The sequence below is a fragment of the Paenibacillus hodogayensis genome, from assembly GCF_039536325.1.
GTDB classification, from domain to species: Bacteria; Bacillota; Bacilli; order Paenibacillales; family NBRC-103111; genus Paenibacillus_AB; species Paenibacillus_AB hodogayensis.
This window is the reverse complement of the sequence record NZ_BAAAYO010000010.1, coordinates 915,256-941,051: the sequence shown is the minus strand read 5'-3', so window position 1 is coordinate 941,051 and position 25,796 is coordinate 915,256. Positions and strand designations below refer to the sequence as shown.

The window sequence follows — 25,796 nt, the reverse complement described above, 5'->3', positions numbered from 1 at the left end:
CACCGAGTCATGAAGCCGTTGGAGACAGGGCAATCGCATCAGATGCCGTAAGGCCGAGCACAGAAGGCGAAGGGCGCGATAGACTGATCGCGCGAGGAAAGGTGACATCGTGAAAGAACTTGCACATTCGGAAGCGCCCGCTCCCGCCGCAGTCCAAGATATAAGGCTGTTTCGGCTGACGTGGCCGATTTTTTTGGAAATTTTGCTGTTTATGCTCATGGGCAGCGTCGACACCTTTATGCTCAGCCGCGTATCGGACGATGCCGTATCGGCTGTCGGAGCCGCCAACCATATTGTATCGATTGCGATTCTCGTGCTGGAAGTGATCGGCAACGGGGCAGCCATCGTGCTGGCCCAATATATTGGCTCGCGTCAGCTGTACGAGGCGGCGAAGGTAACCGCCGTATCGATCGTACTGAACGGGCTGATCGGCGCCGCCATGAGCCTGCTGTTCGTGCTGCTCAGCCATGCGATGCTGAAGATGATGAACCTGCAGGGCGATATATTGGCGTATGCGGACACGTACTTGCTGATCGTAGGCGGGGGCATCCTCGTGCAGGCGCTTATCAACATTATGGCGGCCATCATTCGCACGTACGGGTTTACGAAGGAAGTCATGTTCGTGGCGTTCGGCATGAACCTCGCCCACGTGATCGCCAACTATGCGCTCATTTTCGGGCACTGGGGCTTTCCCGCGCTTGGCGTGATGGGGGCGGCGATCTCTACAGTGGCCAGCAAGGTGGTCTGCTTGATCCTGCTCGTCTGGATGATGCGCCGGCTGATGGAGGTGCGGGTCGGATGGCGGGATTATTGGCGCCTGCCTATGCACTTGGTCCGCAAAATTTTGAAAATCGGCATCCCGTCCGCATTCGAGCAGGTGATGTACCAAACTTGCCAGCTCGTGTTCGTGTTCTATACGACGTTTCTCGGAGCGACCGCGCTGGCGTCGAAGCAGTACGCCTCGAACATCTCGATGTACATCTATTTGTTCAGCGCCGCCGTCGGCATCGGCACGTCTATCATGACCGGGCGTCTGGTCGGGGCGGGGAGGCCGGACGACGCTTACCGCCGGGTATGGAAGAGCGTGCTGTGGGCGCTGTCGATTACGGTGGTGGTCGATGCGGTCATCATTGGGTTTCGCGTCCCGCTGATGAGTTTGTTTACCGACAATGCGGATATCATCCGGCTCGGCTCGCAAGTTATTGTGCTCAGTATTTTGCTGGAGACGGGCCGCACGTGCAATATGGTCGTCATCAACTCGCTCCGTGCCTCCGGCGATGCGACGTTCCCGGTGTATATGGGCGTTCTGTCCATGGTATGCATGAGTTTGCCGCTCGGCTATTTGCTCGTGTTCCAGCTGAACATGGGGCTGGTTGGTGTATGGCTGGCGATCGCTGCCGACGAATGGCTGCGGGCGATCATTATGTTTTTCCGCTGGCGCAGCCGGAAGTGGGAAGCGAAACGGCTGGTCGAGCCCAATACACCGCAAATTCAGCCGACTGCCGCCGCCCCCGCGGGGAACGAGGCGTTATAGCAAGAAAATAGCAGGCCGCATGAGTCCCCTCTATGCGGCTTTTTTGTCGTCCTTGCCCGCAGGAGGCGGTTGTGGAAGTTGCCGTCGATTTCGCGCGGAGCGGAGCGCCCGGGGAGGTTAGCTACTTATTTGATTACTCCCCGTACCTACCGAAGCAGGAGCCTGATTGGATGAAGCCGGTCCGCTTTTATACTTTTTTTAGATTTCGTTTATTCGGGTTTTAGACCTCCGGGCTAAGATAGAGTTGCAGGACCGATAGGAGCATTTCAAAGGAGGAATACCAATGAGGAAAAAATGGATCGTGATGGGAGCCGGGCTCGGCGCAGGCGCTATCATGCTTGCAGCAAGCGGCTTATCCGCCATGGCGGGCGTGTCCGGGTACGACACCTGGAAATCGGCGGCCAAACAAATGAAGACGGTCGAAAGCGTAGCCGGTGACGTGCGGCTCGCGATTGTCGACAACGGAACGAAGCTGGCCGATACGCAAGCGGCGTTTAAGAAGGACGGCGGCGCTCTCAGCGCCAAGCTTGCGCTGAACGCAGGAGGAGCCTCGCAAGGGCTTGACGTGTACTTGCAGGATGGCAAAACGGTCTGGAAATCGAGCGACAGCGAGACGTACCGCGTTTCCGAACGCGGCGGTGACAAGAACGGCGAAGACGGGCGAGGCTGGAGCGACCATGCGCAGCGAACGCCCGATCCGGCTATGGTCGAAGGCGTAGAGCGGGTGTTCGACGCGCTGGTCGGCAATTTGAAAGATCGCGTGACGCTGGAAAGCCGGGACGACGGCAGCAAGCAAGTATCGCTCGCTCTGAGCGGCAGTCAGGTGCCGGTTGCGGTACAAGCGATCGGTTCGCTGCTGATCAGCCATGCCTCGAGTGCCGCGGAAACCAAGAGTCATGAAGGCATTGACGCCCGCCGCGGCAAAGGTCAGAAGGGAATTGACGAAGCCGCCGAAAAACCGTTATTCGACGCAAAGACGGTCCCCGAGCTGCCGAAGCTGACCCGCGACGTCCGCATTGACGGCATCAAGCTCGACGCGACAATCGATGCCGGCAATTACATCGGACAGCAATCTTTGGAAATCCGCATTGCGGGCAAAGACGAAACCGACAAGGATCATACTGTCGTCATTCAGGCGCAGATCGACCTGAACGGGGTGAATGCTACGAAGGCGGACTCGATTGACTTAACCGGAAAATCGGTGGAGGCCGTCAGTACCAAGTCCGACCATGGGCGTTTCAGAGGACCGGCGCAGCCGTAAGCAAAGCATGTAAACAGAAGGGCCGGGATTCACCCGCTGTTCGCTTCGGAGAGGATGCCGGACCATTCGGCGGCGCTTGCGGCCATCGGACGGAAAAGCGCCTCTCGCGGATGCGGCGGGACGGAAAAGCTTGAGCGAAAGGAGAGAACGGATATGGAGGCTGTCCTGCAGGTACGGCAATTGAATAAACGGTATCGCAACGGGCGCGGCGTCCGCAATGTCAATCTGGAAGTGCGGCGCGGCGATATTTATGGCTTGTGCGGGCCGAACGGCTCCGGCAAAACGACGGTGCTCAAGCTTGCAACCGGGCTCGGCCGGGCCGACAGCGGAGAAGTGCTGCTGTTCGGCGACGATATCCGCGAACGGTTCGAGCCGGCCATGCGCAGGGTCGGCTGTATGGTCGAAGCCGCCGATGCCTACGAATATATGAGCGGTTACGATAATTTGAAACTGTCGGCGCGACTGTATCCCGGCTTGAAGCCGTCGCGTATCGATGAAGTGCTGGAATTGGTCGGGCTTGCCCGATATGCGCGCGAGAAGGCGGGAGGGTATTCCTTGGGAATGAAGCAGAGGCTTGCGCTCGCCATGACTTTGCTTCATGATCCGGAGCTGATCATTCTGGACGAACCTGCGAACGGGCTGGATATCGAGGGAACCGTCGAACTGCGCGAGCTGATCGTGAACCTGGCGGCCCATCGCGGCACGACATTCCTGATCTCCAGTCATATGCTGGACGAGATGGAGCGGCTGTGCAGCCGCATCGGCCTTATGTACGGCGGAGCGCTCGTTCGCGAAGGATCGATCGGGGAGCTGACGTCCGGCGTTCGTCTGGAGCAGGCGTATTTGTCTGAAATCCGCAAAGCGAAGGAACAGGAGGGTATTCGCGATGACCGGTCTGTATAGTTTGTACGCCGCCACGCATAATGAGACGGTCAAGCTGCTGCGTCAGACGAAGACGAAGCTGGCCGTCGTGCTGACCGTGCTTGTGCCGGTTTTGTCCGCGCTGCTGCTCGGCAATTTGCCGAACGGCGTCGGAAGCGCGCTCGGCCGGGACTATCCGCAGTTGATGCTCAGTCTGTTTACGGCCGTCTGGCTGCCGCTGTTTTTGTTCATGGCCGCAGCCGAATCGTTCTCGGGCGAGTACGCCGACCGCACGATCAAGCTTGTGCTGCTGCGCCCGGTATCAAGAGCCAGGGCGTTTGCTTCAAAGGTGCTGGCGATGTTCGTTTACTTGGCGCTGCTGCTGGCGGCCGTATGGCTCGTATCGGTGGCGGCAGGGCTTGCAACGGCTCCGCGCGCAACAATCGCCGCGCTGGGAGATTCGCTGATCGCCTATGCGGCCGCCTTCGTCGCCATGGCCGCTGTCGGTACGGCTGCGTCGTTCGTCGCGCAATGGCTGCGCAGCGGCGTCGGCACGCTGGCGCTTTGCGTGTTTCTGTACGTGGGGGCGAAGCTGCTGCCGTTCTTTTTCCCGGCTTCGGCCATATGGTCGTTCTTGTCTTATACCGATTGGCATACGTTGTGGATCGGGGAAGCGGCTGCGGCCGGCAAACTGCTGCAAGTATTCGTTTTCCTGCTCGCCAGTTGTATAATAAGCTATACGGCAGGCTGGTATATGTTCGAGAAAAAAAGCTTCTGAGGCATCCGCTGACAAGCTTGCCGCCACTTTTACCGGACAGGAGATAACCCGATGTCGATTCGCAAAAAACTGCTGCTTTCCAATTTCGGCATGGTATTCATACCGGCTGTCCTGGTCATTTTGTGCGGCATGCTGCTGTACGGCTTGTTTGAGCAGAACTTTCGCGATAAGGGGGGAGATTACGGATACGGCACAACCAAGCCGGACGGTGCCTCCATTCATGAAGTTACAGGGCGGATGGAGACCTTGTTTGCGGGCATTCGCTTTATGCTCCAATACGAACCCGCCAAGCTGGCCGATCCGGTTTTTTTGCGCGAAATGGATGAACGGCTGGACGGGCTGAAAGCCGGCCTTGTCGTGATGAAGGATGGAGTTCCGACGTTCGTGTCTTCCTATGTGAGCGACGTGGACACGAACGAGCTGCCGATGATTCACGGGAAGCGAAAGTTCGGCAAAGGAGAGAGCGGTCTGTCCCTGCGGACCGGCGAGCGCAGCTACGCGGTGGAGCGGATGGAAGGCTCGTACCCCGACGGAAGCCGCACGAGCGTCTACCTGCTTACGGATATGAGTCCATTCTCCGCGCTGCTGCCGAAAGTGCTGCCGCTGGCGGCGGGGACACTGCTGCTGATCCTTGTGCTGACGAACGGGGTACTCACCTTTGTCGTCTCCCGCAGCTTTATCAAGCCGCTTTATGCGCTCAAGCAGGCTGCCGAGCGGATCAAGGATGGCAACCTCGACCACGAGCTGAAGCTTCCAGGCCGCAAAGACGAGTTTGCCGAGCTGGGCGGGGCGTTCGAAGAGATGCGTATCCGTTTGAAACAGTCGATCGGTCTGCAACTGCAGTATGAGGAAAACCGCAAAGAGCTGCTGTCCAACATATCGCACGATCTGAAGACACCGATCACGGCGATCAAAGGCTGCGTGGAGGGCGTGCTCGACGGCATCGCCGATTCTGCCGAGAAGCGCGACAAATACATGCGGATGATTTACCGCAAAGCGACGGACATGGACCGGCAGATCGACGAGTTGTTTCTGTTCTCCAAGCTGGATTTGAAGCGGGTTCCGTTTCATTTCGAGAAGCTGGAGCTGGTCGGCTATTTGAGCGAGCATGTGGAGGAGCTGAAGCTCCAGCCCGGAGGCGGCGATCGGGTGGTGACCTTGGAGACGGAGGGACTGGAGCGCGTCTACGTGCAGGGGGATCGCGAGAAGCTGCACCGCGTCATACAGAATATCGTCGACAACAGCATGAAATATGCCGACAAATCGCCGCGGCGTCTCGCCTTCGCGTTGGCGGTGTCGGGAGGCGAAGCGGTCGTTCGCGTGAGCGACAACGGTAGCGGGATCGAGGCGGATGCGCTGCCGCATATTTTCGAGCGGTTCTACCGGGCCGATCCGTCCAGGACCGACAGCGGCGGCGGCAGCGGGCTCGGCTTGGCCATCGTTAAGCAAATCGTCGAGGAGCACGGCGGGCGTATATGGGCGGAAAGCGTCGTCGGAGAGGGAACGACCGTCGGCTTCGCGCTGCCGCTGACGCAATCGGAACGGAAGGTGGACGGGATATGAAAAGTGTGCTGATTATCGAGGACGATCCGGTAATAGCGGAAGTGCAGCGGGATTACCTGGAGGCGGGCGGCTTCGCCGCAGACATCGCGGCTAGCGGGGACGTCGGACTGGAAATGGCGCTAGGCGGCGAATACGATCTGATCATACTCGATCTGATGCTGCCCAAAACGGACGGCTTCGCCATCTGCCGGCAAGTGCGGGAAGCGTCGAATATACCGATCTTGATCGTATCGGCCAAGAAGGAGGAAGTGGATAAAATTCGCGGACTCGGCTTCGGCGCTGACGATTATATCATTAAGCCGTTCGGGCTCGGCGAGCTTGTAGCCCGGGTCAAGGCGCACCTGGCCCGTTATGAACGGCTCGTCGGCAGCGGCGAACGAAAGGCGGACGAGCTTCGCATCCGCGGTATTCGTATCGACAAGCTCTCTCGCCGGGTGTATGTAAACGAAAGCGAGGTGGCTTTTACCTCCAAGGAGTATGATCTGCTGGTCTTTTTGCTGGTCCATCCGAACCGGGTGTTCACGAAAGACGAGCTGTTCCAGAAAATATGGGGTTTCGATTCGCTGGGGGACATTGCCACGGTTACGGTACACATCAGCAAGCTGCGCGAGAAAATCGAAAGCGATCCGTCGCGGCCGCAGTATATCGAAACGATCTGGGGAGTCGGCTACCGCTTCAACGTGTGAGCGGCGGCTGCACTCCTTTTGCTCCATGTACACACTCCGTCCGGCTTATTCCTTTCTTGGTTCCCCTCTTCCAACAAGCCGTTTTCTCCATGTCCTTATCGGGAATAATGAGCAAGAGCTGATGGAGCTGTCCAATCTGATCGGGGTTGTCTTTTTGCTGGAGCAGGAAGATACGGTATACTCGTTCATGAAACGGATGGAGCAGTTGACGGCGGTACTGGAGCGTTTGCCGGCCGATCTGTTTCCCATCTTCCAGACATGGATCAAGCTGGTGACGAAACGGGGCTTGACGGAAGAGGACAACCGGAAAGTCAGCGAAATGATCGACCGATTTACGGAGCCGAGGGAGGCTGAAGCGATGATTTCCAACGTAGAGAAGCTGTTTGCCGAGTTCCGTTTCAAGGCGGAACAGGAAGGGCTGGAGATGGGCTTCGAAAGAGGCATCGTAAAGGGTATGGAGAAGGGTATTCAAGAAGGCCTGGAAAAGGGCATACAAGAAGGCCTGGAGAAGGGACTGCAAGAAGCAGCCCGGCGCATGCTCGGTCTTGGCATGGACACATCGATGATCGTGAAGGCGACCGGTCTATCGGAGCAGGAAATCGACAAGCTGCGGCAGCAAGAAAAGTGAACGGAGATTGGCGGTACGGTACTCTCTATCGCACCGACCCATGTTAAAGCGAGCCATAGCATGTAAAGCAATGAAAGGAGCCCTGCGAACCGCATGGGCTCCTTTCATTATGGGCCATAACGCCTCTAGCCGAATTCCGGTTCTCCCTGGAATGTTCGGATTCGCTTCCGTTCATCGGGACTCTGGTCAGTTACCGCCCGTCCATGCGTACCGGTACAGAGCAAAGCTCAACGGCTGATGAAGCGCAATTTCGATTCGTCCGGCTTGCGGGGCAGGGAATCGGGTTGCCTCATTGGTCGGGTAATGGACAATATCGCGCCCTTCGGAGCGGACCATACATTCCAGCGTAAGCGGCACGGAGCGCTCCCCCCACAGACGAAACGTTCCGACCCCCTCGTTCGTCAACTCCCGGAACACCAGCGCATAGCCGGACCGCTCGCCCGTCATGCACTGCAGGCCGGTCCAGCCCGTTCCGCTTGGCTCCTCTCCGATCGGCAGAACGTGTCCGGCATTCGTCTCGCGTTTAATCCCGTTGAATAAACCGAACAGCGGTCGAAGCGTCTCGACCTGGCGCTCGGTCAAACCGGACAGCTCCATCCAGGCCAACGGATTGGCAAACAACGTCACGGCGAACGCATAGGCGATCCCGCAGGCGTTCGGAGACAGCGGATCGTTCCCGTACAATTCCGCATTGCGGTCCGTATTCAAAAACTCCAGCTGCAGCCGCCCGGCAGGCACGTAGGGAGAAAGCATCCATAAATTGCGCAGCGTCCAATGGGGATAATAGTTCTTAAAATCGGTATAGCGGTTTTCCAGAAACAAGCAGCTGCCGGACGTGTGGTACAAGTATCCTTGCCGTTTGCCGCTAGTCGTATCCAGATTGAAATACAAATCGTCCGAAGTGTTCCGCCTAACCTCGTCCAACATGTGCAAGAACCTCGCTTCTCCCGTCTTGCTTGAGATCACGATGCCGTCCAGCTTGAACGAATTGACCCGGTAGTCGTTCCAGAGCCGGATCAACATATCCGCATCCTTGCGCCAATGCATAAAATCGTCCGTTGAGTCCGGCGAGAACCACAGCCCGATCGAAATATTCAGTTCCTTGGCACGCTCGACCACGGGTCCGAGACCGCGGGGAAACCGTTCGGGATGGACATCCCAAAATCCGGCATCGACGGAATAGTAGTCCGCCCAACTGCCGCCCGGCAACACCGAATTCGACGTAATCCCGCGCTGCCAGCCGTCGTCGATCTGCACATGGGTAATGTCGAGTCTGGAGGCTTGGGCGAGTTCCTGCATAATAAACGACTCCGTGACGCGGCTGTCGCGGGAACGGTCTCCCCATGTGTTGCTCATCAGGAAGGCGTCCCTTTCCGGTTTGCCGAGGTGCAGGCTGTCATGGTATCCCCGAATCAGCCGCAATCGTTCCAACTCTTCTCCGTGGAAGACGCCGATCGAGGTGCCGTAGCATTCCACCCACTCCTGATGGTCCGGAAGCGGCTGAGCGACGCCCGAGCCAGTAGCCCATAACCGTCTTCCGGATATACAAAAGTCCCCTCTCTCCGCCTCCAGCTGTCCCAAGCGGGTCGGACTTTCCTTGATTAGCAGCAGCCCGTCCTTCGTCAAACGGTTTTGCAGCGTCAGCACGTTGCCCGCTACCGGATGCAAGGAACCGTCGGTGTAGAACAAGCCGTCCGTAATCGTAACCAGATTGTTATTCGTATCGGTCACGTCATGCAAGGCCGCCGCCTGCCAATGACAATGCAGAGGAGCCAGAGGGAGGTATTCGAGGCAATCCTGCGGCAGATTGACAGCCGGCGTTTTCGTCCCGGCTTCAACGGCGACATCCCCTGCCATACCGGCATAGGGACGATCGGAGCGGCGGTAGAACACGCTTTGCCGGATTACCGGCAAATGAGGATAGACGCGCAGCTGCCATCGGACGTCGAGCGAACCGGACGTTGCGGAGACGATAACGAGCAGGTGCTCCGGAGCCTGACCAAGCTCGTCGTCGCGATGCTGGCTGATCGTATAATTCGTCAACGGCGCCTCGTCCGGATGGGAGAACGAACGGGAGAACGAGACGGCTTTCGGATCCAGCCATTCGGTTTGCCTGGAGCGGTCGAGCAGCGACAAGGGAAATACCCCGGAAGGGGAAAGCGTCCATTTGCGTTCGAGGTATGCGTTGCCGACCGTTAAAATACCATCGTTCAGTTGGGCATGGCAGGTGCCGAGCAGTCCGCTCATATCGATATTCCACCCTTTATGATAAAATATTGTTGAAGCTTTTAATAAAATAAGTGTAAAGAAACGCTTGTTTTTATACAAGAGAACGATATTTCGTCGCAGAGGGGTAAAATATTGTGCTGTCTTCCTTTGGGTTTCGCTATACCGAACCGGCGGCCGAACTGCTGCGCATCTATACGATCGGCTGGCAGGAGGTGTCTCAAGCCGGCTACGATTTTCATGGATTGAAGCGTCAGCATGCCGAAGGCCTGTTGTTTCAATATTCGTTGGCCGGGACCGGTTATTTGGAGATCGGGGGAGAGCGGCATGAAGTTCCGCAAGGACATGCTTTTCTTGTGGAAATTCCCGGGGACCACCGGTATTATTACGATCCTGCGGAAGGGAAGCCTTGGGAAGTGCTGTGGATCCGTTTCGGCGGAACGCCGGCGGCGGGACATTGGAACGAAATGTGCGGCAAAGGAAGGGTTCAGGCGTTCGCCAAGGAGTCGTTGCCGATCCGGCTGCTGCTGCAATTGTACGGGGACGTCAAAGGAGAGAGGGTAAACGGGCCTGTCGAACAATCCGTGCGTATCTACGAATGGCTGCTGCATGCATGGGACCACGTCGTCCGCCCGGGCAAGCCGCAGCGGACCGACGAGGGGGAAGCTTTTTCCGGCGCCGTCCGGTTTATGAAGGAGAACTTGCAGCATGCGATTACGCTGCAGCATATTGCCGAGAGCGAGAAACTGTCGAAATACCATTTTTGCAAACAGTTTCACGCCCGTACCGGAATGACGCCGATTGCTTATCTGAATAAGCTGAGGATGGAGGAGGCAGTATCGCTGCTGTCTTCCACTTCCTTGCCCGTCGCCGATATCGCTCGCTTGACCGGCTTCGATACGCCCGGCTATTTTACCAAAGTGTTCAAACGGATTGTCGGGGGCACGCCGACCGAATACCGCGAAAGCAAGCATGAGCCGGCGGCCGGCGTTATGAGGATTTATTAAGCCTAGGACTTCGTCGGACGTCTAAGCCTTCTCCGGCTGCGCGTCTTCCTCCGGTACGACCGCGTCTGCGGGTTCCTCCGTTTCCTCCGGTTGCTTCGGACCGAGCACCAGCTCGCGGAACCGCTCCTTCCACTCGGGATCGGGGGCGGATAACGAATCGAATGTTTCTTCGGCCTTTTGCAAAAACAGCGTTTTGATTACTTCGGTATACTCCACGCAGCCGGACTCCCGGATGTAGTCCACGCTGGCGATTTTGTGGCGCAAAAACTCGTCACGATCGATAGCGCCCTCGTAATAGCGGCGGATCATGGGAAAGGCGTCTTCCTCGTCGGCCAGCAGAAACAGGATGGGCAGCGTCCGCTTCCGGTGCAGCAGATCGTTCTTGACGTCATACCGCAAAACATCGCGGAGATCGTTGGACAACTGGGAGACGACGCCCACATACCCGGCAAGCAGATCCATCTCCGTCTCGATAGCCGCGGCTGCCGGGAGTGAACCGTAGCCCATATAATACGCCAGCTTGATCAACATGCAGGACTTCTGCTGGACGACGGCAATATAATCCTGCTCGGTGACGATATCGTTCGTCAGATCGCGATACTGCCCGTTGACTGCATTCATCACGATGAGCGCGGCTTCGCCCGGTTTCGGAAAGGTATCGTCAGGGTACTCCGCTTGAAAACGGCCCAACTCGCCCACCGCTCCCATCAGCAAGCCCATCACCGCGTTCAGCGAGAGCTCCTGCGGGCATTGCATCCAGCTTTTCTCGGCATTGTCGCGGTCCTGCAGATCGTCGGCGATATCGAGAGCCAGCACGATGAGCTCCGTCAGTGCGGCTACCTTATCGATGTGCGGAGAACGTCCCCCGAACATGTAGTGGACATGGCGCGTCATTTCCCCCCAGCGCGACGTTTCCGCCGCCTTGTCGCGCACGAACGTCGTCAACAGGGCGTGAAAAGCGGGCACCGGCACGAGCCGGTCCAGCGTTCGTTCCACTTCTTGCAACAAAGCGTCTCTCATCGGTTAATTCTCCTCCTGCATCTCCATGTACACCGGACTTCGCACGAACTTCTCGATGGCTTGAATGCGGCTGGCGACGTCAAGCTTGTCATAAATTTTTTTCAAATAATTATCGACGGACCGCTTGCTGACGTGAATGTGCTCGGCGATCTGCTCGTGCGTCGCTCCCTTGACGAGCAGCGTCATAATTTGCAGCTCATCCGGAGACAAATCGGCGAATTCGTTGTCGCCAGCAGCGGATTTGCGATGGGACAGCTTCATCTGACGGTACAGCGGCAGCGGTATCATCGTATGGCCGTCGAGGATGCAGCGCACCAGATTCTGAATCGTCGTCTCCCCGGATTCCTTCGACAGAATGCCGCTGACGCCAAGCTCGATCAGGTGGTTGTACATGTCGGCGACGTCAATGCCGGTAAAAATCACGATATGCGTGTGCGGGCTAAGCCGCTTCACCTTCTCGGCCACCTGGCTGCCGTACTGGTCGGGCAGATGGTAATCGAGAAACAGCAGATCGGGCTGGTATTCTTCGACGAGCCGGATGGCGTCGGCTCCGTTCGAGGCGGTGGCTGCGATGGTCACGCCTTCGATTTGCTGCAAAATATGTTTCGTGGCGCTGGCCACGACGGGATGGTCGTCGACAATAATCGTTTGGTAAGTGCGCTTCATGCGGTCAGCCCTTCTTTCATCGGAAAGGTGATGCGAATATCGACGCCGGCCCCTTTGGCCGCCTCCAGTTCAAGCTGGCCCTGCAGATGCAGAATCCGGCTGCGCAGCTGTTCCATGCCGACCCCGGAGGTTCCCATATCCGGAGCGACGAGCCGGTCCGGATCGAAGCCGACGCCGTCGTCGCGGTAATGCAGCACGAACTTGCCGTTGTTTGCGCTCAGCCGGATGCCGACCAGGGTCGCTTCCGAATGCTTCTTCGCGTTGTTGAGCAATTCCTGCACGATGCGGAATAAATGGCGTTTGACTTCCAAATCTTTGCGCTCCAGCGCTTGTACGCCGACGGCGTCGAAACGGATCTGGAACGGCGCCGAGTACGACTCCCGCTCAACGATTTTCTCGATCGTGCGAACAAGCCCGATTTCCTGCAGCAAATACGGATGCAGGTCGAAGCAGCTTTGGCGCAGGTTGATGTTTATAATTTCCACGTATTCGATCAGGCTGGAAATATTGTCCTTCGCTTCGCGGGGAAGGTCGTATTGGCTGCCGAGCGCAGCCAGCTTCCGCTTGAGGAAGAACAGATCCTGCATCGTCGTATCGTGCAGATCGGTGGCGATGCGCACCCGCTCGCGCTCCTGCAGCTCAAACGTCAGCTTGCGGAACCAGTTGAAGTCGTTAGCCTCCTGCTCGCTCGGCAGCTGCGAGGCCAGCCGGTTCAGCTTGTCCGACAGCTTGCGGATCAAGTAGACGTTCTCCAGGCTGACGGCCAGGTAGGAGATGATCAGGTTGAGCCACTGGACTTCCTCCAAACCTAGCCGGGTGTTCGACTTTTTGCGCGTCATAATGAGGAAGCTCGTGTACTCCTCATGCCGGTTAATCTCGAAGCTCATCAGCTCGGGGTGCTCCTCCGAAAGCTCGCGGTCAGTGTTGACGATCCGCTCCACTTCATCCTTATCGATCTCGCCTTCGATAATCATTTCCGTGCTGTCGCGATACTTGAACACGATAGCTCCTCCGTGTACCTGGAGCGTGTTGACGATGTCGAGCAGAATAAGGTCCTTCAGTTCGCGAAAGCTGGAGGTAGAAGTCAAATCTTTCGATATTTTTTTCAGCGCGGCTTGCAGCATATGCTTGCGCGGGAACATGAACCGTTCCAGTCGAGTATACATGTGCTCGACGGAGTAAAGGACGAAAGTGAGAATGAATAAAATAACGAAAAATAGAAAAATTGTTTTTCGTATGGAAAAATGGTCATAAAAGAAAGCGCTTGTTGCTCCCGTGATTACCATAGTAGGTCCGAGAGCCATTATAATAGTGAATAATATTCGTCTTAGCACAACATCGATATCGTAAAGCTGTTTAGAAATAATTAAATATGCAAATGCAAGCGGAAAGAATAAGACAAACCAACTTGTATAATGAGATGGCAGTAACTCTCGTCCGATGATAAGATTCGATGCAAAGGAAAGTAGCATAACAGGACAAAATGAAATACTTAAGGAATATAGCACCACTCTAATAACTGTAGCTAAGTAAGAACGATTTTTGCCGTAGCGAAAATAGAGTCGGAAAAGGATGCTGATATTCCAAACTATTCCACTTAAAAAGACGAAAAGACTCGATAATGTTGTGAATCTATATAGATGGTAATTTACATGAGGTGTGAAATACCAAACGATTACTAAAAGAGACTGAACTAGCACGAATAGATATAAAGGGAGCAAGTAATTAGATTTCAGATGGACTTCCCCTTTTTCTTTAAAGAAAACAATTAAAAAATGAAGAAATATAATAGGTATTAGAGTCAAAGCCGATATCATCATAAATTTTCCAAGTGTATCCCCTCTAGCTGAAGCACCCAGGCTCATATAAGTAATTCCTATATTAAGAAAAACCAGTGCCAGAAAAATAGCGGATTTCGAATGTTGAACTCTAGAATATAAGAGTATGGCTGACGCCAAGCAAATCATGACGGCAATTGTCGGAAGAACGTCGTGGCTTAACGAATTTTTCATCTGATCGGTTTGAATGACGATATGCTCATTCCCGTTACGAATAATTTCAAAGGAATCGCATTGTTCAATTGCTCTCCATTTCGACAATGTAAAATGTTTAGTAGGATCTTTTTCATCTATTTTATAAATAATATCGCCCTGCCTAATGTCCAAAGATGAAGGTGTTGTCATTCGATCAATTGTTGAAACCGCCCACTGGTTATCAGATGTTTTTTCAACGTTAATGCCCAAGTATGGATAGCGCATGCTTAAATACCCGAACCAGCTTTGAAGTAGGACTAGGATGACAATGCTCAGTAGAACTACTATTTTCTTTCGGTTCATATCTTCACACCTTTCCTAAAACGTAGTAGAATAGAACTAAGTCCTATAAAGAAGCTGGAGGGGTTAAACATGGAATCTCTTTCTTGGTCCAGTGATTTGCATAAGGCAGTAAGAAGATCGAAAGTAGAGGGTATTGAAAAAGCAAGAGAAGCTTATAATTTGAGTAAGGTAGAGCAAGAAGGTATTAAACAGGTTCAACAAAACGGCAACCGTCAATACATTGGTGTAGCTACAACCTGGCTATAAGGTAAGGTTTCCAGTTGTTTCACTTGTACATACTTTCCAACGATAAGCCGGCTCTGTTAAGAGCTGGTTTATTTTGTTTCGACAGGAATATCTGTCCCATGAAAATCCGCCAATTCCCGAGCCAATTTCGCGACCCGCTGGCGCAATTCGACAGGCTGCACGATACGCAGCGTAGTGGCGAAAGATAGCAGAAAACGGGGAAAGAATCCTTCCAGGCTGCTCTTGTCCAGCAGCAGCGTAATCGAGTCCGGCGTATGCGAGACGATCCGCTCGCGCATATACCAATTATCGCGCAGATGCGCAATCATCGCGGGATCGCCCTCCAGCCGGACCGGCTGGTCCTGCTTCTCGTTCTTTTCCTGCCCCGCGTCGAAGCGGTTCTGCATATAATCGCGCAGCGAGAACGACTCCGGTCTGACGAAGGAATGCTCCGTCAAGACGGCTGCGGCGATCCGGTCCACGCGAAAAATCCGCATATCGTCTCGAAGATGGCAATGTCCGATTAAATACCATTTATACAAACGGTTAACCAAGCCGTACGGATTGACTTTTCGTTCCTCGGGCTCGGTTCCTTTCCATTTCTCGTAACGAATCGCTAGCGTCGAGCTTCGGGCTACGGCCCGCTCGATCTCTTGCAGCAGCGTTTCGTCGGCCCGGTGAACCGACGGTTGAATTACCTCGAAGCCGGCCGTATGCCGCTGTAGCTCCTCCAATTGTTCCTCGTTCAGCCTGCTTTGCATTTTGCCGGTGGCCTGGCGCAGCGGCTCGATGTACGGATAACCCGCCTGCTCGGCAAATCTTCCCGCGTGTACCATCGCTTTCAATTCGTCGATGTTGAAGAACAGCGGCGCTTCCCGAAACGACGGCGGCAGCCGGTAACCGCCCCCGTGTCCCGGTTCGGCCTCCACCGGTACTCCGCTCATGCATAAAGCGTCGATATACCGATAAATGGTGCGAACGCTCGTTTCCAATTGTTCGGCAAGCTGTTCCGCCGTCATGCGGCTTCTCGATCGAAGCAGCCACAGCACGGACAACAGTTGATCCGCTTTGGCCATAAGTACCCCCCGGTCTAAATAACGACAAATAATCCCATACTTCCATTATACCGTGTTTTGCTTGTTTTGAAATCAAGCAACGGTCGCTTGGCGATCAATCGTTACGAATTCTTATGAAAGAATACAGGATGGGCAAGGCGAGGCAAGGGTTTGCATGCGAATGCAAAACGATTTGCGCGATAATGCAACAAGTTTGCGCTGACGGGGGAGCGTTTTATAGGTAACATTAGGTGTATAAATATGGAAGTAAATCGGCATTCCTGCACGAAGACAGCCAGGGAGGGACGAAGGATGAAGGTAAGTCAAGGAGACGAGCATTTCTTTGAGTTGGCTATTCAAACCGTGTTGCACAACAACAAGCACCGTCTTCATGCCCCGTTGAACAGTGGAGAAGACGATTTGTTTTTGCAAGACATGTCCCGTGAAATTATGCAGAAGGCACAAACGTTCAAAACGATTACAGACGCTGCTATTCGGGAGTTGGAAAGCGATTCGGGCGCAGCTTGGTGGGAGGACGCACGATGAGACTGCTCAAGGACGAACATCTGGTAGAATGCTACATGCAATCGATCGAATGGAAGCTGGACGCAGAGTTTATTCAAATTTTGCGTAACGAGATCGAGAAGCGGAAGCTCAAGCTTCCCGGCGCTCATCCGTTCTAACATAGCATTCAACAGCCGGGTCCGCGGAGGGCCGGGCTTTTTTGCATTAACTCAGCTTCATGACGGCTGAAACAGAAAAACCGCCCGGCACAGGGCCGGACGGTCTAACGGATCGTGGCGATAACCGATCAATTGCGTTTATCCGATGCTCAACAATTGGCGGCATTTGTCCGCATCGAGCAGATTGCCTACATAGAAGGCGCCGAACTCCCCGTAGCGGGCGCTCGCCTCGTCGAAGCGCATTTCGTACACCAGCTTCTTGAACGTAAGCGGATCGTCGGAGAACAGCGTAACGCCCCATTCCCAATCGTCCAGCCCTACGGAGCCGGTAATAATTTGTTTGACGCGTCCGGCGTAGCTGCGGCCGATCATGCCGTGGCTGCGCATATGGGCGCGGCGCTCCTCCATGCTGAGCGTGTACCAGTTGTCGTTGCCGGAACGGCGTTTGTTCATCGGGTAGAAACAGATGTGCTTCGACTTCGGCAAGGAAGGCTTCAGCCGCGCCATGATGTCCGGGTCCTGCATTGGGTCTGTTCCCGGCTTCGCCATATAGCTGCTCAACTCGACGATGGACACGTACGAGTAGACGGGTTTCGTATATTGGGCAAACGTCGTTTTGTTGAAGGCATTCTCCAGCTCGTTCAGCTCGTCCAGCGTTTCGCGCAGATGCATCAGGACGAAATCGGCTTTTTGGCCGACGATGGTGTAAAAGGCGGTGCTTCCTTCGCGCCGCTCCTCGATGTCGCTCCATTCCCGCAGCATGGTATGCAGCTCGTCCTCCGCTTTGGCACGCTCCTCGGCGGAAAGCAGCTTCCAGGCGCTCCAGTCGATCGTCCGGAAATCATGCAGCGCGTACCAGCCCTCCAGCGTTTGTACCGCTTCGCTCATCGGGGTGTCACTCCTCTCGTATGTCCGTTCTGTTGACAGTCGGTTCCACAATTTATTGTAGCGAATCGGTCGGCAAAGGGCAACGTCGGGCACGTGACGGTTTTAAGGCGATTGCAAGGACACTCTTTACTTCGCCTATCGTTTCCACTACAATGGACGTGAAACAAAGGAACGCTCGGGAGGTTTCGTAAACGTGATCGATGTGATCCAACTTGTTATTTTGATGCTGCTTGTGTTCGTGCTCATGTACGGAATCGGGTTTATTTTCAACATGCTGCTGAAGACGACGCATTTTCCTATTTATTTGTACGTATTGGCCGTAATCGGCATGCTGATCTACTGGGCGTGGAGTTCGGATTCGCTGCTGGAGCATTTGGCCGGCCTGAAGTTCGGCGAATATTTGCTGTTCGCCTGCGGTTTGGCAGGAGCTATATTAAGCGGCAAGACGATTCACCTGCTGCGGGTGCGCGGCTACAAAATGTTTTAAAAGGAACGACGGTTCGAGCCTTCCGGCAGGGAGGCTCGTTTTTTTTGCTTGCCGGGTTTGAAAAGGCAATAAAAGTCCGCTTTCCGGGGCATTGTAAACGTATAGAAAATGTAAGTATTTCCTTTCGGAGGGAACGACGACTATGCCAATAGCGGTTGTTAACGGGACGCATCTGTATTACCAGATTCAAGGCAAAGGAACGCCCATCTTGTTCATTCATCCGCCGCTCCTGACCAGCCACAATTTCCGCTACCAGCAAGTGCAGCTGGCCGGCGAATTCTCGGTCATTACGTTCGATGTTCGCGGTCACGGCAAAAGCGCGGTCTCCGAGACTCCGCTTACGTACGGACTTATCGTGGAAGATATCGTCCGCCTGCTGGATTATTTGGGCATCCGCCAAACCTACATATGCGGGTATTCGACTGGAGGCTCGGTCGCGCTGGAGGCGATGCTGACGCACCCGGACCGCTTTGCCGGAGGCATCTTGGTCAGCACGATGTCGGAGGCAAGCGACTTCCTGCTGCGCAGCCGCATCCGGCTGGCGGCCGGCTTGTCCGCGACGAAACCGCTGGCGCGGCTGCTTATGTGGGGCATCGCCTGGGGCAATGCCGACAGCAATTTGACGTTCCGCAATTTGCTGCGCGAAGCGCGGCGGGGCAACCAGACGAACATTCGGCAATATTACCGGTACAGCCTGCGCTACAACTGCACGCAGCGGCTGGACCGGCTGCGCATCCCCACGCTGCTCGTCTACGGGGAGAAGGATCGCGGCTTCAAGCGGTATCGCCGCAAGCTGGAAAACGAGCTGCCGGTCTGCGACGTCGTCGTGCTAAAGGACGAAAAGCATCAAATTCCGACAAAGTCGGCGCTGGAAATGAATGAGAGCATTCGCACATGGGTTCGTGAGGCGGAACGCCGGAAGAACCCGACGGTTTCGAAGCGGCAAGCCGAGCCGAACAAGGAGCCAGCTATCCCGAATTCCCCGCCGGACCTCACTGCAACGAGCGCGGGAGAGATCCATGAGCATCCCTAAAACAGCGCAGCAGCTAGCCTTGGCGGCTTTGAGCCAAGGCTTTTTTTGCCATACGGGAACGTGCTCTCACTCAAGTCTATGAGTCAGTCCGGCGGCGGCCTGCCGGCTGAACGGGGCCAAGCTACCGGATACGGGAAGATCCGATTAGGAACGCATGTTCCGGGAAAAATGGGAAGGAATGCGAACGTATGAACGTATTTTTCCGGTCGGTGGCCAAGGTTTTCGACACGCTCGGGGGAATTTTATGATAGAATAGAGAAACGGATTCGTTCAGCCGATCGAATGGCCGCTCAATAGGAATGGAGAAGTTGTCATGCGTATTACGAATATGTTGCATTTCACGGAAAACCACCGGTTTTGCGTGTACCGGGATTACGCCCTTAGCGGGCTTCATCACCGGATGCTGACCGGAATCTACCAGCCGATGGTCGGCGCTTACGCGATCGGCGTCTACCAGACGCTCTATCAGCAGGTTTCCGGTGACCGCACCGGCTTCTCCGAGCTGGAGCAGCAGCGGAAGCTGTTCCTGGCGCTCGATCTGGAGCAGGGGGAGCGCGGCCGCAAGCTGCTGGTCGAACAGACGTCGAAGCTGGAGGCGATCGGGCTGCTTCAGACGAGCCGCAAATACTCGCCCGCCGCAGACGATTACCTGTATGAATACGTGCTGGCTGAACCGCTGACGCCGCAAGAATTTTTCAAAAACCAGCATTTGGTTATGCTGCTTCACGATAAAGTCGGAAAATATGCGGTTTTGGCGCTGCGCGAGCAGTTTTATGCGCCGGAGCCGGAGGAGATGCAGGACCCGGGGCTGCTGTCGGAAGACTTGTCGGTGCCGTTCTACGATATCTTCCGGCTGAATACGCAAATATTCGACCGCGAGCTGGAACAGGCGCTCCAAGAGACAGCCCCGGCGCGGGAGACGGAACGCCATATCGATGTGACCACCAAAGCCTTCCATTATAGCGAGATTATCCAGCGCTTCCCGCGCGGAACGTCGCGAAACCGGGCGTTCGTGGAAGATTTGCGCAACAATCCCGATCAGATGTTCGAGATTAACAAAATCGCCCGCAAGTTCAACTTATCGCTCAGGGAAACGTGCAGGCTGCTGGACGAGGACGGCATGTTCTCGGAGGAGGGAAAGCTTTCCGCCGACATGCTGCAGTACAAGGCGAACCTGTACTTCCGGCAGGACAAGGACCGGGAGCAGGAGCGGGAGAGGCTGTTCCACAAAATAGCCGGAGTGGCCAAGCCGGACCAGGACGATGTGCTGGAAGAGAAGCCGGTGGAGATGCAGTTTTATCTCGAGGTGCCGCCGATGTTCACGGCCCAGTGCAACCAGCATCAATACAACCTGATTATGCGCAACGAGCCGTACACGAAGGTGCTGGAGCGGTTTTTCCCGAAAGGCGCCGTGCCCAAGCCGGTATCGGACATCTTCGAGAAGATCGATATGAACTACCGGATGCCGGATGAAGTGATCAACGTCATGATTCATCATCTGCACGTATACAAGGAATCGTCCTGGACCAAAAACTACATCGATTCCGTCGCTTCCAATATGATGGCCAAAGGCGTCGGAAGCTACGAGCAAGCAGTCGCCTACATACGCGAGCAAACGTTGAAGCGGAGCAACGCAGCGTCCGGCAAAACGGACGGCAGGCTGACCACGCTGCCCTTTAAAGGGCGCGGCGCGCGCCAGCAGAAGCCGAAGATCGCGATCATTACCGATATTCCGTCGAAGAAGCCGGTCAGCGAGGAGAAGCTGGAAGAAATCCGCAAGCTGGCCCGGGAAATCGACGGCAAAGGAACTTGACTGTACCACCGGCATCGTCAGCTTCCTGCAACAGGCAGCAACCAAGTCCGACGCGGAACGAAAGGAGCGTGCTTAGATTAAATGGAATCGTTATCCGAGGCGCTCGGCCAATGGCGCAAGCTTTCGTTCGCCGGGCAGGCCGAAGACAAGATCAGGCAAGTATTGGAAGATCCGCTCGTCCAGAAGCTGCGGGCCAACCATCCGGAGCTGGACGACCGTACGCTCAAGGTTAATATGAACAAGCTGTACCAGTACGTCAAGGAGTACCGCAGCTGTACGAATTGCCCCGGTTTGGACAATTGTCCGAACGACTTCGAAGGCCATTACACGATGCTGTCCGTGGAAGAGGCGGGCAATGCGACCTTTATCCACGACCGTAAAGTATCCTGCAAAAAGCTGATTGCCAAGCAGTCGCAGGACGCGATCCGCAACCGGATCCGCAGCTTCTACATCGACAATACGGCGCTGACGCACGGCTATTCGACCGACGAGATCGTGGATATCGATCCCGAGCGGGTAGAGGCGGTCGGCGCCATACTCAAATATATTCGCCGGACGCAAGCCGAAGGGCTGCAAAAGGAAGGGCTGTACCTGGTCGGCCCGTTCGGCACCGGCAAGACGTTTCTTATGTGTTACCTGCTGTACCAGCTCGCCAAAAACGGCCATACCGGGGCGATCGTTTATATGCCGGACTTCGTCGAGGATCTGAAATCGATGTTCGCCGAGCCCCAGCGGATGAAGGAAACGGTCGATCTGCTCAAAGAAACCGATCTGCTCGTCTTCGACGACATCGGCGCGGAGAATTTGAACCCTTGGGTGCGCGATCATGTGATGGGGACGATTCTCAACTACCGCATGAACCGCAAGCCGACGTTTTTCACATCCAATCACGAGCCGGACGAGCTGGAGAAACATTTCAGCTTTACCAGCAAGGACGGGGACGAGGAGTACAAAGGGCAGCGCATCATGGACCGCATTCGGCCCTTCGTCGACGTGGTGGTCGTGAACGGGACGAACAAAAGAGGCAAGCCGGCGGAGAAATGAGTCTCTTTACCGGCTCTGCGCGCACAAGCTTCCAGGACTTGGATCCGGAAGCTTTTTTGTCATTCAAAACGTTTTTGCGGAACCGTTAAAAAAAGGGCTTGAAATCCATATAATTCCGAGTATAATACTATGTATATAAACGCGAAACGGAGATGCCGGATATGAACGCTTCCCTCTCGAACACATTGCCCCAAACGTGGGTTGACGATTATTTGGATCTCTACAACTATGCCGGACGGCTGGGCGATACGGAATGGCAGCGGGAGATCTTGGCGGTGCTGGGGCGCAAGGACGAGCTGATTCGGCACGACGTGCGCGAGCTGCTGCGGGAAGAGCTCTGGGGCAAGTTCGACCGGATCAACCGGAAGATGCTGCATATTTTCGAGGAGCTGCGGAATACGAAAAACGAACGGCAGACGGAAGCGTTGCGAGAGCAGGCTTGGGAGCTCAAGGTACAGCGCTGCGACATATCGAGGAAGATTAAGGCTATAGCCATATAAAGATATAGAAGCCATTCGGACGCAATGAAGAGGTTGTCGGAGCAAAAGGCAAGATAGAGGTAATAAAGAAGGAACAAGCGGAATACGGAAGTGGAATGGAAGTGGGTAAAAGGGGCATTGGCATGCGGTTGACGGCTTTGCCAATGGTAATGCTTTATGCGTCATGCGGTCGGCCGCTCTGGCGCAAGTACGGATCAGGCATGCAGACAACTGCTCTGCCGGTACGCAACCCTCATTGCGTACGTAAGGAAGGAACGCATTATTTCGAGACTTGCTTCATTTCGCGCATCATGCTCATCATCATCGTCATCATTTCGTCGCATTCCTGCATTTTGGACATCATCATATCCATGTCCATGTCGGCCATCATTTCCTTCTTCATCATGCCGTCCATCATCATCTTCATGGAGTTCATCTTGCACATCATGTCGTCCATACACATGGTCATCATCATTTGCATACACATGTTTTCCATTTGCAACGCCTCCTGGATAAGTTTGCCTACTCCTTGTACATTACTATAAACCTTGCAAAAGATCAAGAGCGACTATTGAATTTTAAATATGAGTATGATAGAATGGATAATCCCTATAAAACCAATATGATTTATGGATGTGCGCGGGATAGGCTGCAGGCGAACGAGGGCTGCAGTTTTTTTGCGTGTTCAGCGCGTTTGTCAACCCGACAACGGAAGGAGCCTGACGATTGTCTCCGAGAAATGTGGTGAAAGACCGGAAGCTTCGCGAAGAACGGACGCGGCAAGTTCTCGATGCGGCTATGCACGTCATCGCCCGTCGCGGGCTGCCGGCCACCAAAATGACCGATATCGCGGCGGAAGCCGGACTTAGCGTAGGCAACGTGTACAAATATTTCGAATCGAAGGATCAAATTTTCCAGACGCTGGTCGAGACGGGTCAACGGGAATACCGGCTTTTCGTCGAGGAGGCGCTTGCCAAGCCGCTCCCGCCCTACGAGAAGCTGTACTGGTATACCGAGCAATGGCTCGCGCTGGACAACGCTTGGGCGATCACGATCATGCTCCAGCATGCGCGCACGTCGGAGGCGGTGCCGGAGCCGCTTAAGAAGGCGGTCAGCGCCAGATTCGAGGACAATTTGCGCCCGATGGCGGCGCTGATCGCGGAAGGCCAGCGGGCCGGCGTTTTCATCGACGGCGACAGCCTGGAGCTGGCGCTGCTGTACGTGTCGCTGATGGAAGGCATCATTCTGCACGACATTCCCGGCATACGCGAAATTACCGCCATAACCCCCGAGAAGGCGCTGCGGCTGCTTCTGAAAAAGGACGGGTCCGTACCCGCGGATGCGTCAAAAAGGGATTGACTTCCAACCGGATTCCGGCTAATATATTTCACAGAGTGAATATATATTCATCGGAGTTCGACCGGACCGCCGGAGACTCGGCACGGCTACTTGTTGCAAAGTGCTGTGGGGTCTCTTTTTTTGTTCCTAAAACCCATTTATCCGATGTGATTTTGGGTATTCAAACCTGAAAAAGGATGATTAGCGATGGAACTGTTTTGGTTCATCCCGACATACGGAGACGGCCGGTATATCGGGACGGCCCAGGGGGCGCGGGCGACGACGCTCTCGTATTACCAGCAGGTGGCGATGGCTGCCGAAGATCTGGGCTATGGCGGCGTGCTGCTGCCGACGGGCCGCTCGTGCGAAGACCCGTGGGTCATGGCTTCGACGCTCATCCCGGCTACGCGCAAGCTGAAATTTCTGATCGCGGTGCGGCCCGGGCTCACGTCCCCGACGCTGGCCGCCCGGATGGCGTCGACGTTCGACCGCGCTTCCCGCGGACGACTGCTGATCAATGTCGTTGCCGGCGGCGACCCGGAGGAACTGGAGGCCGACGGCTTGTTCCTCGACCACGATGCGCGGTACGCCTTGACCGACGAGTTTATGACCGTATGGCGCAGACTGCTGGAGGGCGAGACGGTCGATTATACCGGGGCCCATCTGAAGGTGAAGCAGGCGAGCAATTTTTACGCGCCGTACCGGTCGCTTTGCCCTCCCGTATATTTCGGAGGCTCTTCCCCGGTCGCGATCGACGTGGCGGCGAAGCATGCCGATCTGTATCTCACCTGGGGGGAGCCGCCGGAGCAGGTCAAGCGCAAGCTGGACGCGGTACGGGAAAGGACGGAGCGGACCGGCCGGCCGATGCGGTTCGGCATCCGGCTGCACGTGATCGTCCGGGAAACCGAGGAGGAGGCGTGGGACGCGGCTAACCGGCTTATCCGTCATGTGGATGAGGAGGCGATCGCCAAGGCGGGGCACATTTACGCCCGCATGGATTCGCACGGACAGAGACGGATGGCCGAACTGCACGGAGGCGACCGTTCCAAGCTGACGATCGCGCCGAACTTATGGGCCGGCATCGGGCTGGTCCGGGGCGGTGCGGGGACGGCTCTGGTCGGCGATCCGGATACGGTGGCGGCGCGGATTCGCGAATATGCGGAGCTTGGCATCGATACGTTCATTTTGTCCGGCTATCCGCATCTGGAAGAGGCGTACCGGGTAGCCGAGCTGCTGTTCCCCAAGCTTCCGCTGGCGCCGAAGGAGACGGGCGCGGCCGGAGCGAGAGGCGAAGTAATGGCCTACCATTACACGCCGGAACCGAAATCTTGAGGAGGGTGTAATAGCTATGCGCAGCCATCCGCTCGCCATGCGCGCGCTGTCGCTCATTGCCGTTCTGTGCGCGCTCGGATTATGGTGGGCGGCCGCGGCAAATGAATGGGTCAGCGCCTTATTCGTCCCATCGCCGCAGCAAGTATGGGCGGCTTTCCTCGATATCGCGCGCGAAGGGTACAAAGGAAGCCCGCTCGCCGTGCACGTCGGAGAGAGCCTGTACCGGCTCGGCTCGGCTTTCCTGCTGGCGCTGGTCACGGCGCTGCCGCTCGGGCTGCTGAGCGGGCGCATCGCCTGGATACGGGCGATTACGGAGCCGTTCATCGAATTTTACCGCCCGCTGCCTCCGCTTGCGTATTACACGCTGCTCGTGCTGTGGCTCGGCATCGACAATGGGTCCAAGATCGCCCTGCTGTACTTGGCGGCGTTCGCCCCGCTCTATCTGGCTGTCGTGTCGGGGGTGTCACGGGTGTCGAAGGATCGCATTCATGCCGCGCAATCGCTCGGCTCCGGCCGGTGGAAGGTGTTCGTGTACGTGATGCTGCCTTCGTGCCTGCCGGAAATTTTCACCGGCATCCGCACCTCGCTCGGCATCGCGTATACGACGCTCGTCGCGGCGGAGATGGTGGCCGCCGTATCGGGGGTCGGCTGGATGGTGCTCGATGCGAGCAAATTTTTAAGAAGCGACATTATTTTCGTGGGCATTATTCTGATGGGCCTGATCGCCGTCGCCATCGACGGAGGCATCCGTTGGCTGGAGCGGCGGATCGTGCCGTGGAGCGGCAAGGAATAGGAGACGTCCGGCGCAGCCCGGTCTGCAAGCAGGGCAGGGCATCGACACCGGAACTATACA

At 55.7% G+C, this 25,796-nt stretch carries 26 protein-coding genes; 19 read left to right on the top strand and 7 right to left on the bottom strand.

What is annotated here, in order from left to right; translation table 11 throughout:
• Window positions 1–109: 109 nt before the first annotated feature.
• The 7 genes from ABD796_RS22995 to ABD796_RS22965 all read left to right on the top strand — a co-directional run bounded on the left by ABD796_RS22995 (window position 110) and on the right by ABD796_RS22965 (window position 7,311).
• Window positions 110–1,534 carry an MATE family efflux transporter gene (locus ABD796_RS22995; RefSeq protein WP_344912271.1) on the top strand — a complete coding sequence of 475 codons (1,425 nt, stop codon included), beginning with the start codon at window positions 110–112 and terminating at the stop codon, window positions 1,532–1,534.
• 283 nt (window positions 1,535–1,817) lie between these two features.
• On the top strand, window positions 1,818–2,795 hold the full coding sequence (locus tag ABD796_RS22990) for a hypothetical protein (RefSeq protein ID WP_344912269.1): 978 nt from the start codon (window positions 1,818–1,820) through the stop codon (window positions 2,793–2,795).
• Between the two features lie 153 nt (window positions 2,796–2,948).
• Complete coding sequence (locus ABD796_RS22985) at window positions 2,949–3,698, top strand: ABC transporter ATP-binding protein (protein WP_344912267.1); 750 nt, start codon at window positions 2,949–2,951, stop codon at window positions 3,696–3,698.
• On the top strand, window positions 3,682–4,434 hold the full coding sequence (locus ABD796_RS22980) for an ABC transporter permease (RefSeq protein ID WP_344912265.1): 753 nt from the start codon (window positions 3,682–3,684) through the stop codon (window positions 4,432–4,434). The genes ABD796_RS22985 and ABD796_RS22980 overlap by 17 nt, the downstream gene beginning before the upstream one ends.
• Window positions 4,435–4,485: 51 nt before the next feature.
• The gene (locus ABD796_RS22975) at window positions 4,486–5,997 is read left to right on the top strand and encodes a sensor histidine kinase (protein ID WP_344912263.1); all 1,512 of its coding nucleotides are present in this window, start codon (window positions 4,486–4,488) and stop codon (window positions 5,995–5,997) included.
• A complete protein-coding gene (locus tag ABD796_RS22970) occupies window positions 5,994–6,683 on the top strand; it encodes a response regulator transcription factor (RefSeq protein WP_344912261.1) in 690 nt (229 codons plus the stop codon). Before ABD796_RS22975 ends, ABD796_RS22970 begins: the two co-directional genes overlap by 4 nt.
• Before the next feature lie 121 nt (window positions 6,684–6,804).
• A complete protein-coding gene (locus tag ABD796_RS22965) occupies window positions 6,805–7,311 on the top strand; it encodes an RpnC/YadD family protein (protein WP_344912259.1) in 507 nt (168 codons plus the stop codon).
• A 186-nt stretch (window positions 7,312–7,497) separates the two neighbouring features.
• On the opposite strand, the gene ABD796_RS22960 is transcribed toward ABD796_RS22965, so the two are convergent.
• A complete protein-coding gene (locus tag ABD796_RS22960) occupies window positions 7,498–9,558 on the bottom strand; it encodes an alpha-galactosidase (protein ID WP_344912257.1) in 2,061 nt (686 codons plus the stop codon).
• Between the two features lie 116 nt (window positions 9,559–9,674).
• On the opposite strand from ABD796_RS22960, the gene ABD796_RS22955 reads away from it, so the two are divergent.
• The gene (locus ABD796_RS22955; RefSeq protein ID WP_344912255.1) at window positions 9,675–10,544 is read left to right on the top strand and encodes an AraC family transcriptional regulator; all 870 of its coding nucleotides are present in this window, start codon (window positions 9,675–9,677) and stop codon (window positions 10,542–10,544) included.
• Between the two features lie 21 nt (window positions 10,545–10,565).
• Here ABD796_RS22955 and ABD796_RS22950 read toward each other — a convergent pair whose 3' ends face one another.
• From ABD796_RS22950 to ABD796_RS22940, 3 genes are read right to left on the bottom strand one after another with little or no spacing between them, the layout of a single operon-like run.
• Window positions 10,566–11,564 carry a polyprenyl synthetase family protein gene (locus ABD796_RS22950; protein ID WP_344912253.1) on the bottom strand — a complete coding sequence of 333 codons (999 nt, stop codon included), beginning with the start codon at window positions 11,562–11,564 and terminating at the stop codon, window positions 10,566–10,568.
• A 3-nt stretch (window positions 11,565–11,567) separates the two neighbouring features.
• A complete protein-coding gene (locus ABD796_RS22945) occupies window positions 11,568–12,230 on the bottom strand; it encodes a response regulator (RefSeq protein ID WP_344912251.1) in 663 nt (220 codons plus the stop codon).
• Window positions 12,227–13,396: a sensor histidine kinase gene (locus ABD796_RS22940; protein WP_344912249.1), complete on the bottom strand. Its 1,170-nt coding sequence runs from the start codon at window positions 13,394–13,396 to the stop codon at window positions 12,227–12,229. Before ABD796_RS22940 ends, ABD796_RS22945 begins: the two co-directional genes overlap by 4 nt.
• A gap of 1,239 nt (window positions 13,397–14,635) precedes the next feature.
• Between ABD796_RS22940 and ABD796_RS22935 the strand changes: the two genes are divergently transcribed.
• The gene (locus ABD796_RS22935) at window positions 14,636–14,812 is read left to right on the top strand and encodes a hypothetical protein (protein WP_344912247.1); all 177 of its coding nucleotides are present in this window, start codon (window positions 14,636–14,638) and stop codon (window positions 14,810–14,812) included.
• Between the two features lie 68 nt (window positions 14,813–14,880).
• Here ABD796_RS22935 and ABD796_RS22930 read toward each other — a convergent pair whose 3' ends face one another.
• The gene (locus ABD796_RS22930; RefSeq protein WP_344912245.1) at window positions 14,881–15,867 is read right to left on the bottom strand and encodes a helix-turn-helix transcriptional regulator; all 987 of its coding nucleotides are present in this window, start codon (window positions 15,865–15,867) and stop codon (window positions 14,881–14,883) included.
• A 291-nt stretch (window positions 15,868–16,158) separates the two neighbouring features.
• Between ABD796_RS22930 and ABD796_RS22925 the strand changes: the two genes are divergently transcribed.
• Both ABD796_RS22925 and sda read left to right on the top strand, forming a co-directional pair.
• Window positions 16,159–16,392 (top strand): hypothetical protein, encoded by a 234-nt coding sequence (locus tag ABD796_RS22925; protein WP_344912243.1) that lies wholly within the window; start codon window positions 16,159–16,161, stop codon window positions 16,390–16,392.
• Window positions 16,389–16,529 (top strand): sporulation histidine kinase inhibitor Sda, encoded by a 141-nt coding sequence (sda, locus tag ABD796_RS22920; RefSeq protein ID WP_344912241.1) that lies wholly within the window; start codon window positions 16,389–16,391, stop codon window positions 16,527–16,529. Before ABD796_RS22925 ends, sda begins: the two co-directional genes overlap by 4 nt.
• Window positions 16,530–16,667: 138 nt before the next feature.
• Here sda and hemQ read toward each other — a convergent pair whose 3' ends face one another.
• On the bottom strand, window positions 16,668–17,417 hold the full coding sequence (gene hemQ, locus ABD796_RS22915) for a hydrogen peroxide-dependent heme synthase (RefSeq protein WP_344912239.1): 750 nt from the start codon (window positions 17,415–17,417) through the stop codon (window positions 16,668–16,670).
• A gap of 193 nt (window positions 17,418–17,610) precedes the next feature.
• Here hemQ and ABD796_RS22910 point away from each other — a divergent pair, with 193 nt between their 5' ends.
• The 5 genes from ABD796_RS22910 (at window position 17,611) to ABD796_RS22890 (ending at window position 22,294) form a co-directional block, all read left to right on the top strand.
• The gene (locus ABD796_RS22910) at window positions 17,611–17,904 is read left to right on the top strand and encodes a YuiB family protein (RefSeq protein WP_344912237.1); all 294 of its coding nucleotides are present in this window, start codon (window positions 17,611–17,613) and stop codon (window positions 17,902–17,904) included.
• A 142-nt stretch (window positions 17,905–18,046) separates the two neighbouring features.
• Window positions 18,047–18,937: an alpha/beta fold hydrolase gene (locus tag ABD796_RS22905; protein ID WP_344912235.1), complete on the top strand. Its 891-nt coding sequence runs from the start codon at window positions 18,047–18,049 to the stop codon at window positions 18,935–18,937.
• Window positions 18,938–19,250: 313 nt separating this feature from the next.
• Window positions 19,251–20,750, top strand: coding sequence for a DnaD domain protein (locus ABD796_RS22900; RefSeq protein WP_344912233.1), 1,500 nt, complete (start codon window positions 19,251–19,253; stop codon window positions 20,748–20,750).
• Between the two features lie 81 nt (window positions 20,751–20,831).
• Window positions 20,832–21,794, top strand: coding sequence for a primosomal protein DnaI (gene dnaI, locus ABD796_RS22895; RefSeq protein ID WP_344912231.1), 963 nt, complete (start codon window positions 20,832–20,834; stop codon window positions 21,792–21,794).
• A gap of 161 nt (window positions 21,795–21,955) precedes the next feature.
• Window positions 21,956–22,294: a hypothetical protein gene (locus tag ABD796_RS22890; protein WP_344912229.1), complete on the top strand. Its 339-nt coding sequence runs from the start codon at window positions 21,956–21,958 to the stop codon at window positions 22,292–22,294.
• Between the two features lie 259 nt (window positions 22,295–22,553).
• Here the strand turns inward: ABD796_RS22890 and ABD796_RS22885 are convergent, their stop codons facing one another.
• Window positions 22,554–22,769, bottom strand: coding sequence for a hypothetical protein (locus tag ABD796_RS22885; RefSeq protein ID WP_344912227.1), 216 nt, complete (start codon window positions 22,767–22,769; stop codon window positions 22,554–22,556).
• Window positions 22,770–22,999: 230 nt separating this feature from the next.
• On the opposite strand from ABD796_RS22885, the gene ABD796_RS22880 reads away from it, so the two are divergent.
• From ABD796_RS22880 to ABD796_RS22870, 3 genes are all read left to right on the top strand, one after another.
• Window positions 23,000–23,632 (top strand): TetR/AcrR family transcriptional regulator, encoded by a 633-nt coding sequence (locus tag ABD796_RS22880; RefSeq protein WP_344912226.1) that lies wholly within the window; start codon window positions 23,000–23,002, stop codon window positions 23,630–23,632.
• A 186-nt stretch (window positions 23,633–23,818) separates the two neighbouring features.
• Window positions 23,819–24,943: an FMNH2-dependent alkanesulfonate monooxygenase gene (gene ssuD / locus ABD796_RS22875; protein ID WP_344912222.1), complete on the top strand. Its 1,125-nt coding sequence runs from the start codon at window positions 23,819–23,821 to the stop codon at window positions 24,941–24,943.
• 16 nt (window positions 24,944–24,959) lie between these two features.
• Window positions 24,960–25,736 (top strand): ABC transporter permease, encoded by a 777-nt coding sequence (locus tag ABD796_RS22870; protein ID WP_344912218.1) that lies wholly within the window; start codon window positions 24,960–24,962, stop codon window positions 25,734–25,736.
• The last annotated feature ends 60 nt before the right edge of the window (window positions 25,737–25,796 follow it).

What these genes read in the sequence shown, in the direction of transcription:
- ABD796_RS22965 (WP_344912259.1), top strand. Translation starts at nt 6,805, where the DNA reads ATGGAGCTGTCCAATCTGATCGGGGTTGTCTTTTTGCTGGAGCAGGAA.
- hemQ (WP_344912239.1), bottom strand. Translation starts at nt 17,417, where the DNA reads ATGAGCGAAGCGGTACAAACGCTGGAGGGCTGGTACGCGCTGCATGAT.
- ABD796_RS22960 (WP_344912257.1), bottom strand. Translation starts at nt 9,558, where the DNA reads ATGAGCGGACTGCTCGGCACCTGCCATGCCCAACTGAACGATGGTATT.
- ABD796_RS22975 (WP_344912263.1), top strand. Translation starts at nt 4,486, where the DNA reads ATGTCGATTCGCAAAAAACTGCTGCTTTCCAATTTCGGCATGGTATTC.
- dnaI (WP_344912231.1), top strand. Translation starts at nt 20,832, where the DNA reads ATGGAATCGTTATCCGAGGCGCTCGGCCAATGGCGCAAGCTTTCGTTC.
- ABD796_RS22930 (WP_344912245.1), bottom strand. Translation starts at nt 15,867, where the DNA reads ATGGCCAAAGCGGATCAACTGTTGTCCGTGCTGTGGCTGCTTCGATCG.
- ABD796_RS22980 (WP_344912265.1), top strand. Translation starts at nt 3,682, where the DNA reads ATGACCGGTCTGTATAGTTTGTACGCCGCCACGCATAATGAGACGGTC.
- ABD796_RS22985 (WP_344912267.1), top strand. Translation starts at nt 2,949, where the DNA reads ATGGAGGCTGTCCTGCAGGTACGGCAATTGAATAAACGGTATCGCAAC.
- ABD796_RS22925 (WP_344912243.1), top strand. Translation starts at nt 16,159, where the DNA reads ATGAAGGTAAGTCAAGGAGACGAGCATTTCTTTGAGTTGGCTATTCAA.
- ABD796_RS22990 (WP_344912269.1), top strand. Translation starts at nt 1,818, where the DNA reads ATGAGGAAAAAATGGATCGTGATGGGAGCCGGGCTCGGCGCAGGCGCT.
- sda (WP_344912241.1), top strand. Translation starts at nt 16,389, where the DNA reads ATGAGACTGCTCAAGGACGAACATCTGGTAGAATGCTACATGCAATCG.
- ABD796_RS22890 (WP_344912229.1), top strand. Translation starts at nt 21,956, where the DNA reads ATGAACGCTTCCCTCTCGAACACATTGCCCCAAACGTGGGTTGACGAT.
- ABD796_RS22940 (WP_344912249.1), bottom strand. Translation starts at nt 13,396, where the DNA reads ATGTATACTCGACTGGAACGGTTCATGTTCCCGCGCAAGCATATGCTG.
- ABD796_RS22885 (WP_344912227.1), bottom strand. Translation starts at nt 22,769, where the DNA reads ATGGAAAACATGTGTATGCAAATGATGATGACCATGTGTATGGACGAC.
- ssuD (WP_344912222.1), top strand. Translation starts at nt 23,819, where the DNA reads ATGGAACTGTTTTGGTTCATCCCGACATACGGAGACGGCCGGTATATC.
- ABD796_RS22905 (WP_344912235.1), top strand. Translation starts at nt 18,047, where the DNA reads ATGCCAATAGCGGTTGTTAACGGGACGCATCTGTATTACCAGATTCAA.
- ABD796_RS22935 (WP_344912247.1), top strand. Translation starts at nt 14,636, where the DNA reads ATGGAATCTCTTTCTTGGTCCAGTGATTTGCATAAGGCAGTAAGAAGA.
- ABD796_RS22945 (WP_344912251.1), bottom strand. Translation starts at nt 12,230, where the DNA reads ATGAAGCGCACTTACCAAACGATTATTGTCGACGACCATCCCGTCGTG.
- ABD796_RS22870 (WP_344912218.1), top strand. Translation starts at nt 24,960, where the DNA reads ATGCGCAGCCATCCGCTCGCCATGCGCGCGCTGTCGCTCATTGCCGTT.
- ABD796_RS22950 (WP_344912253.1), bottom strand. Translation starts at nt 11,564, where the DNA reads ATGAGAGACGCTTTGTTGCAAGAAGTGGAACGAACGCTGGACCGGCTC.
- ABD796_RS22900 (WP_344912233.1), top strand. Translation starts at nt 19,251, where the DNA reads ATGCGTATTACGAATATGTTGCATTTCACGGAAAACCACCGGTTTTGC.
- ABD796_RS22970 (WP_344912261.1), top strand. Translation starts at nt 5,994, where the DNA reads ATGAAAAGTGTGCTGATTATCGAGGACGATCCGGTAATAGCGGAAGTG.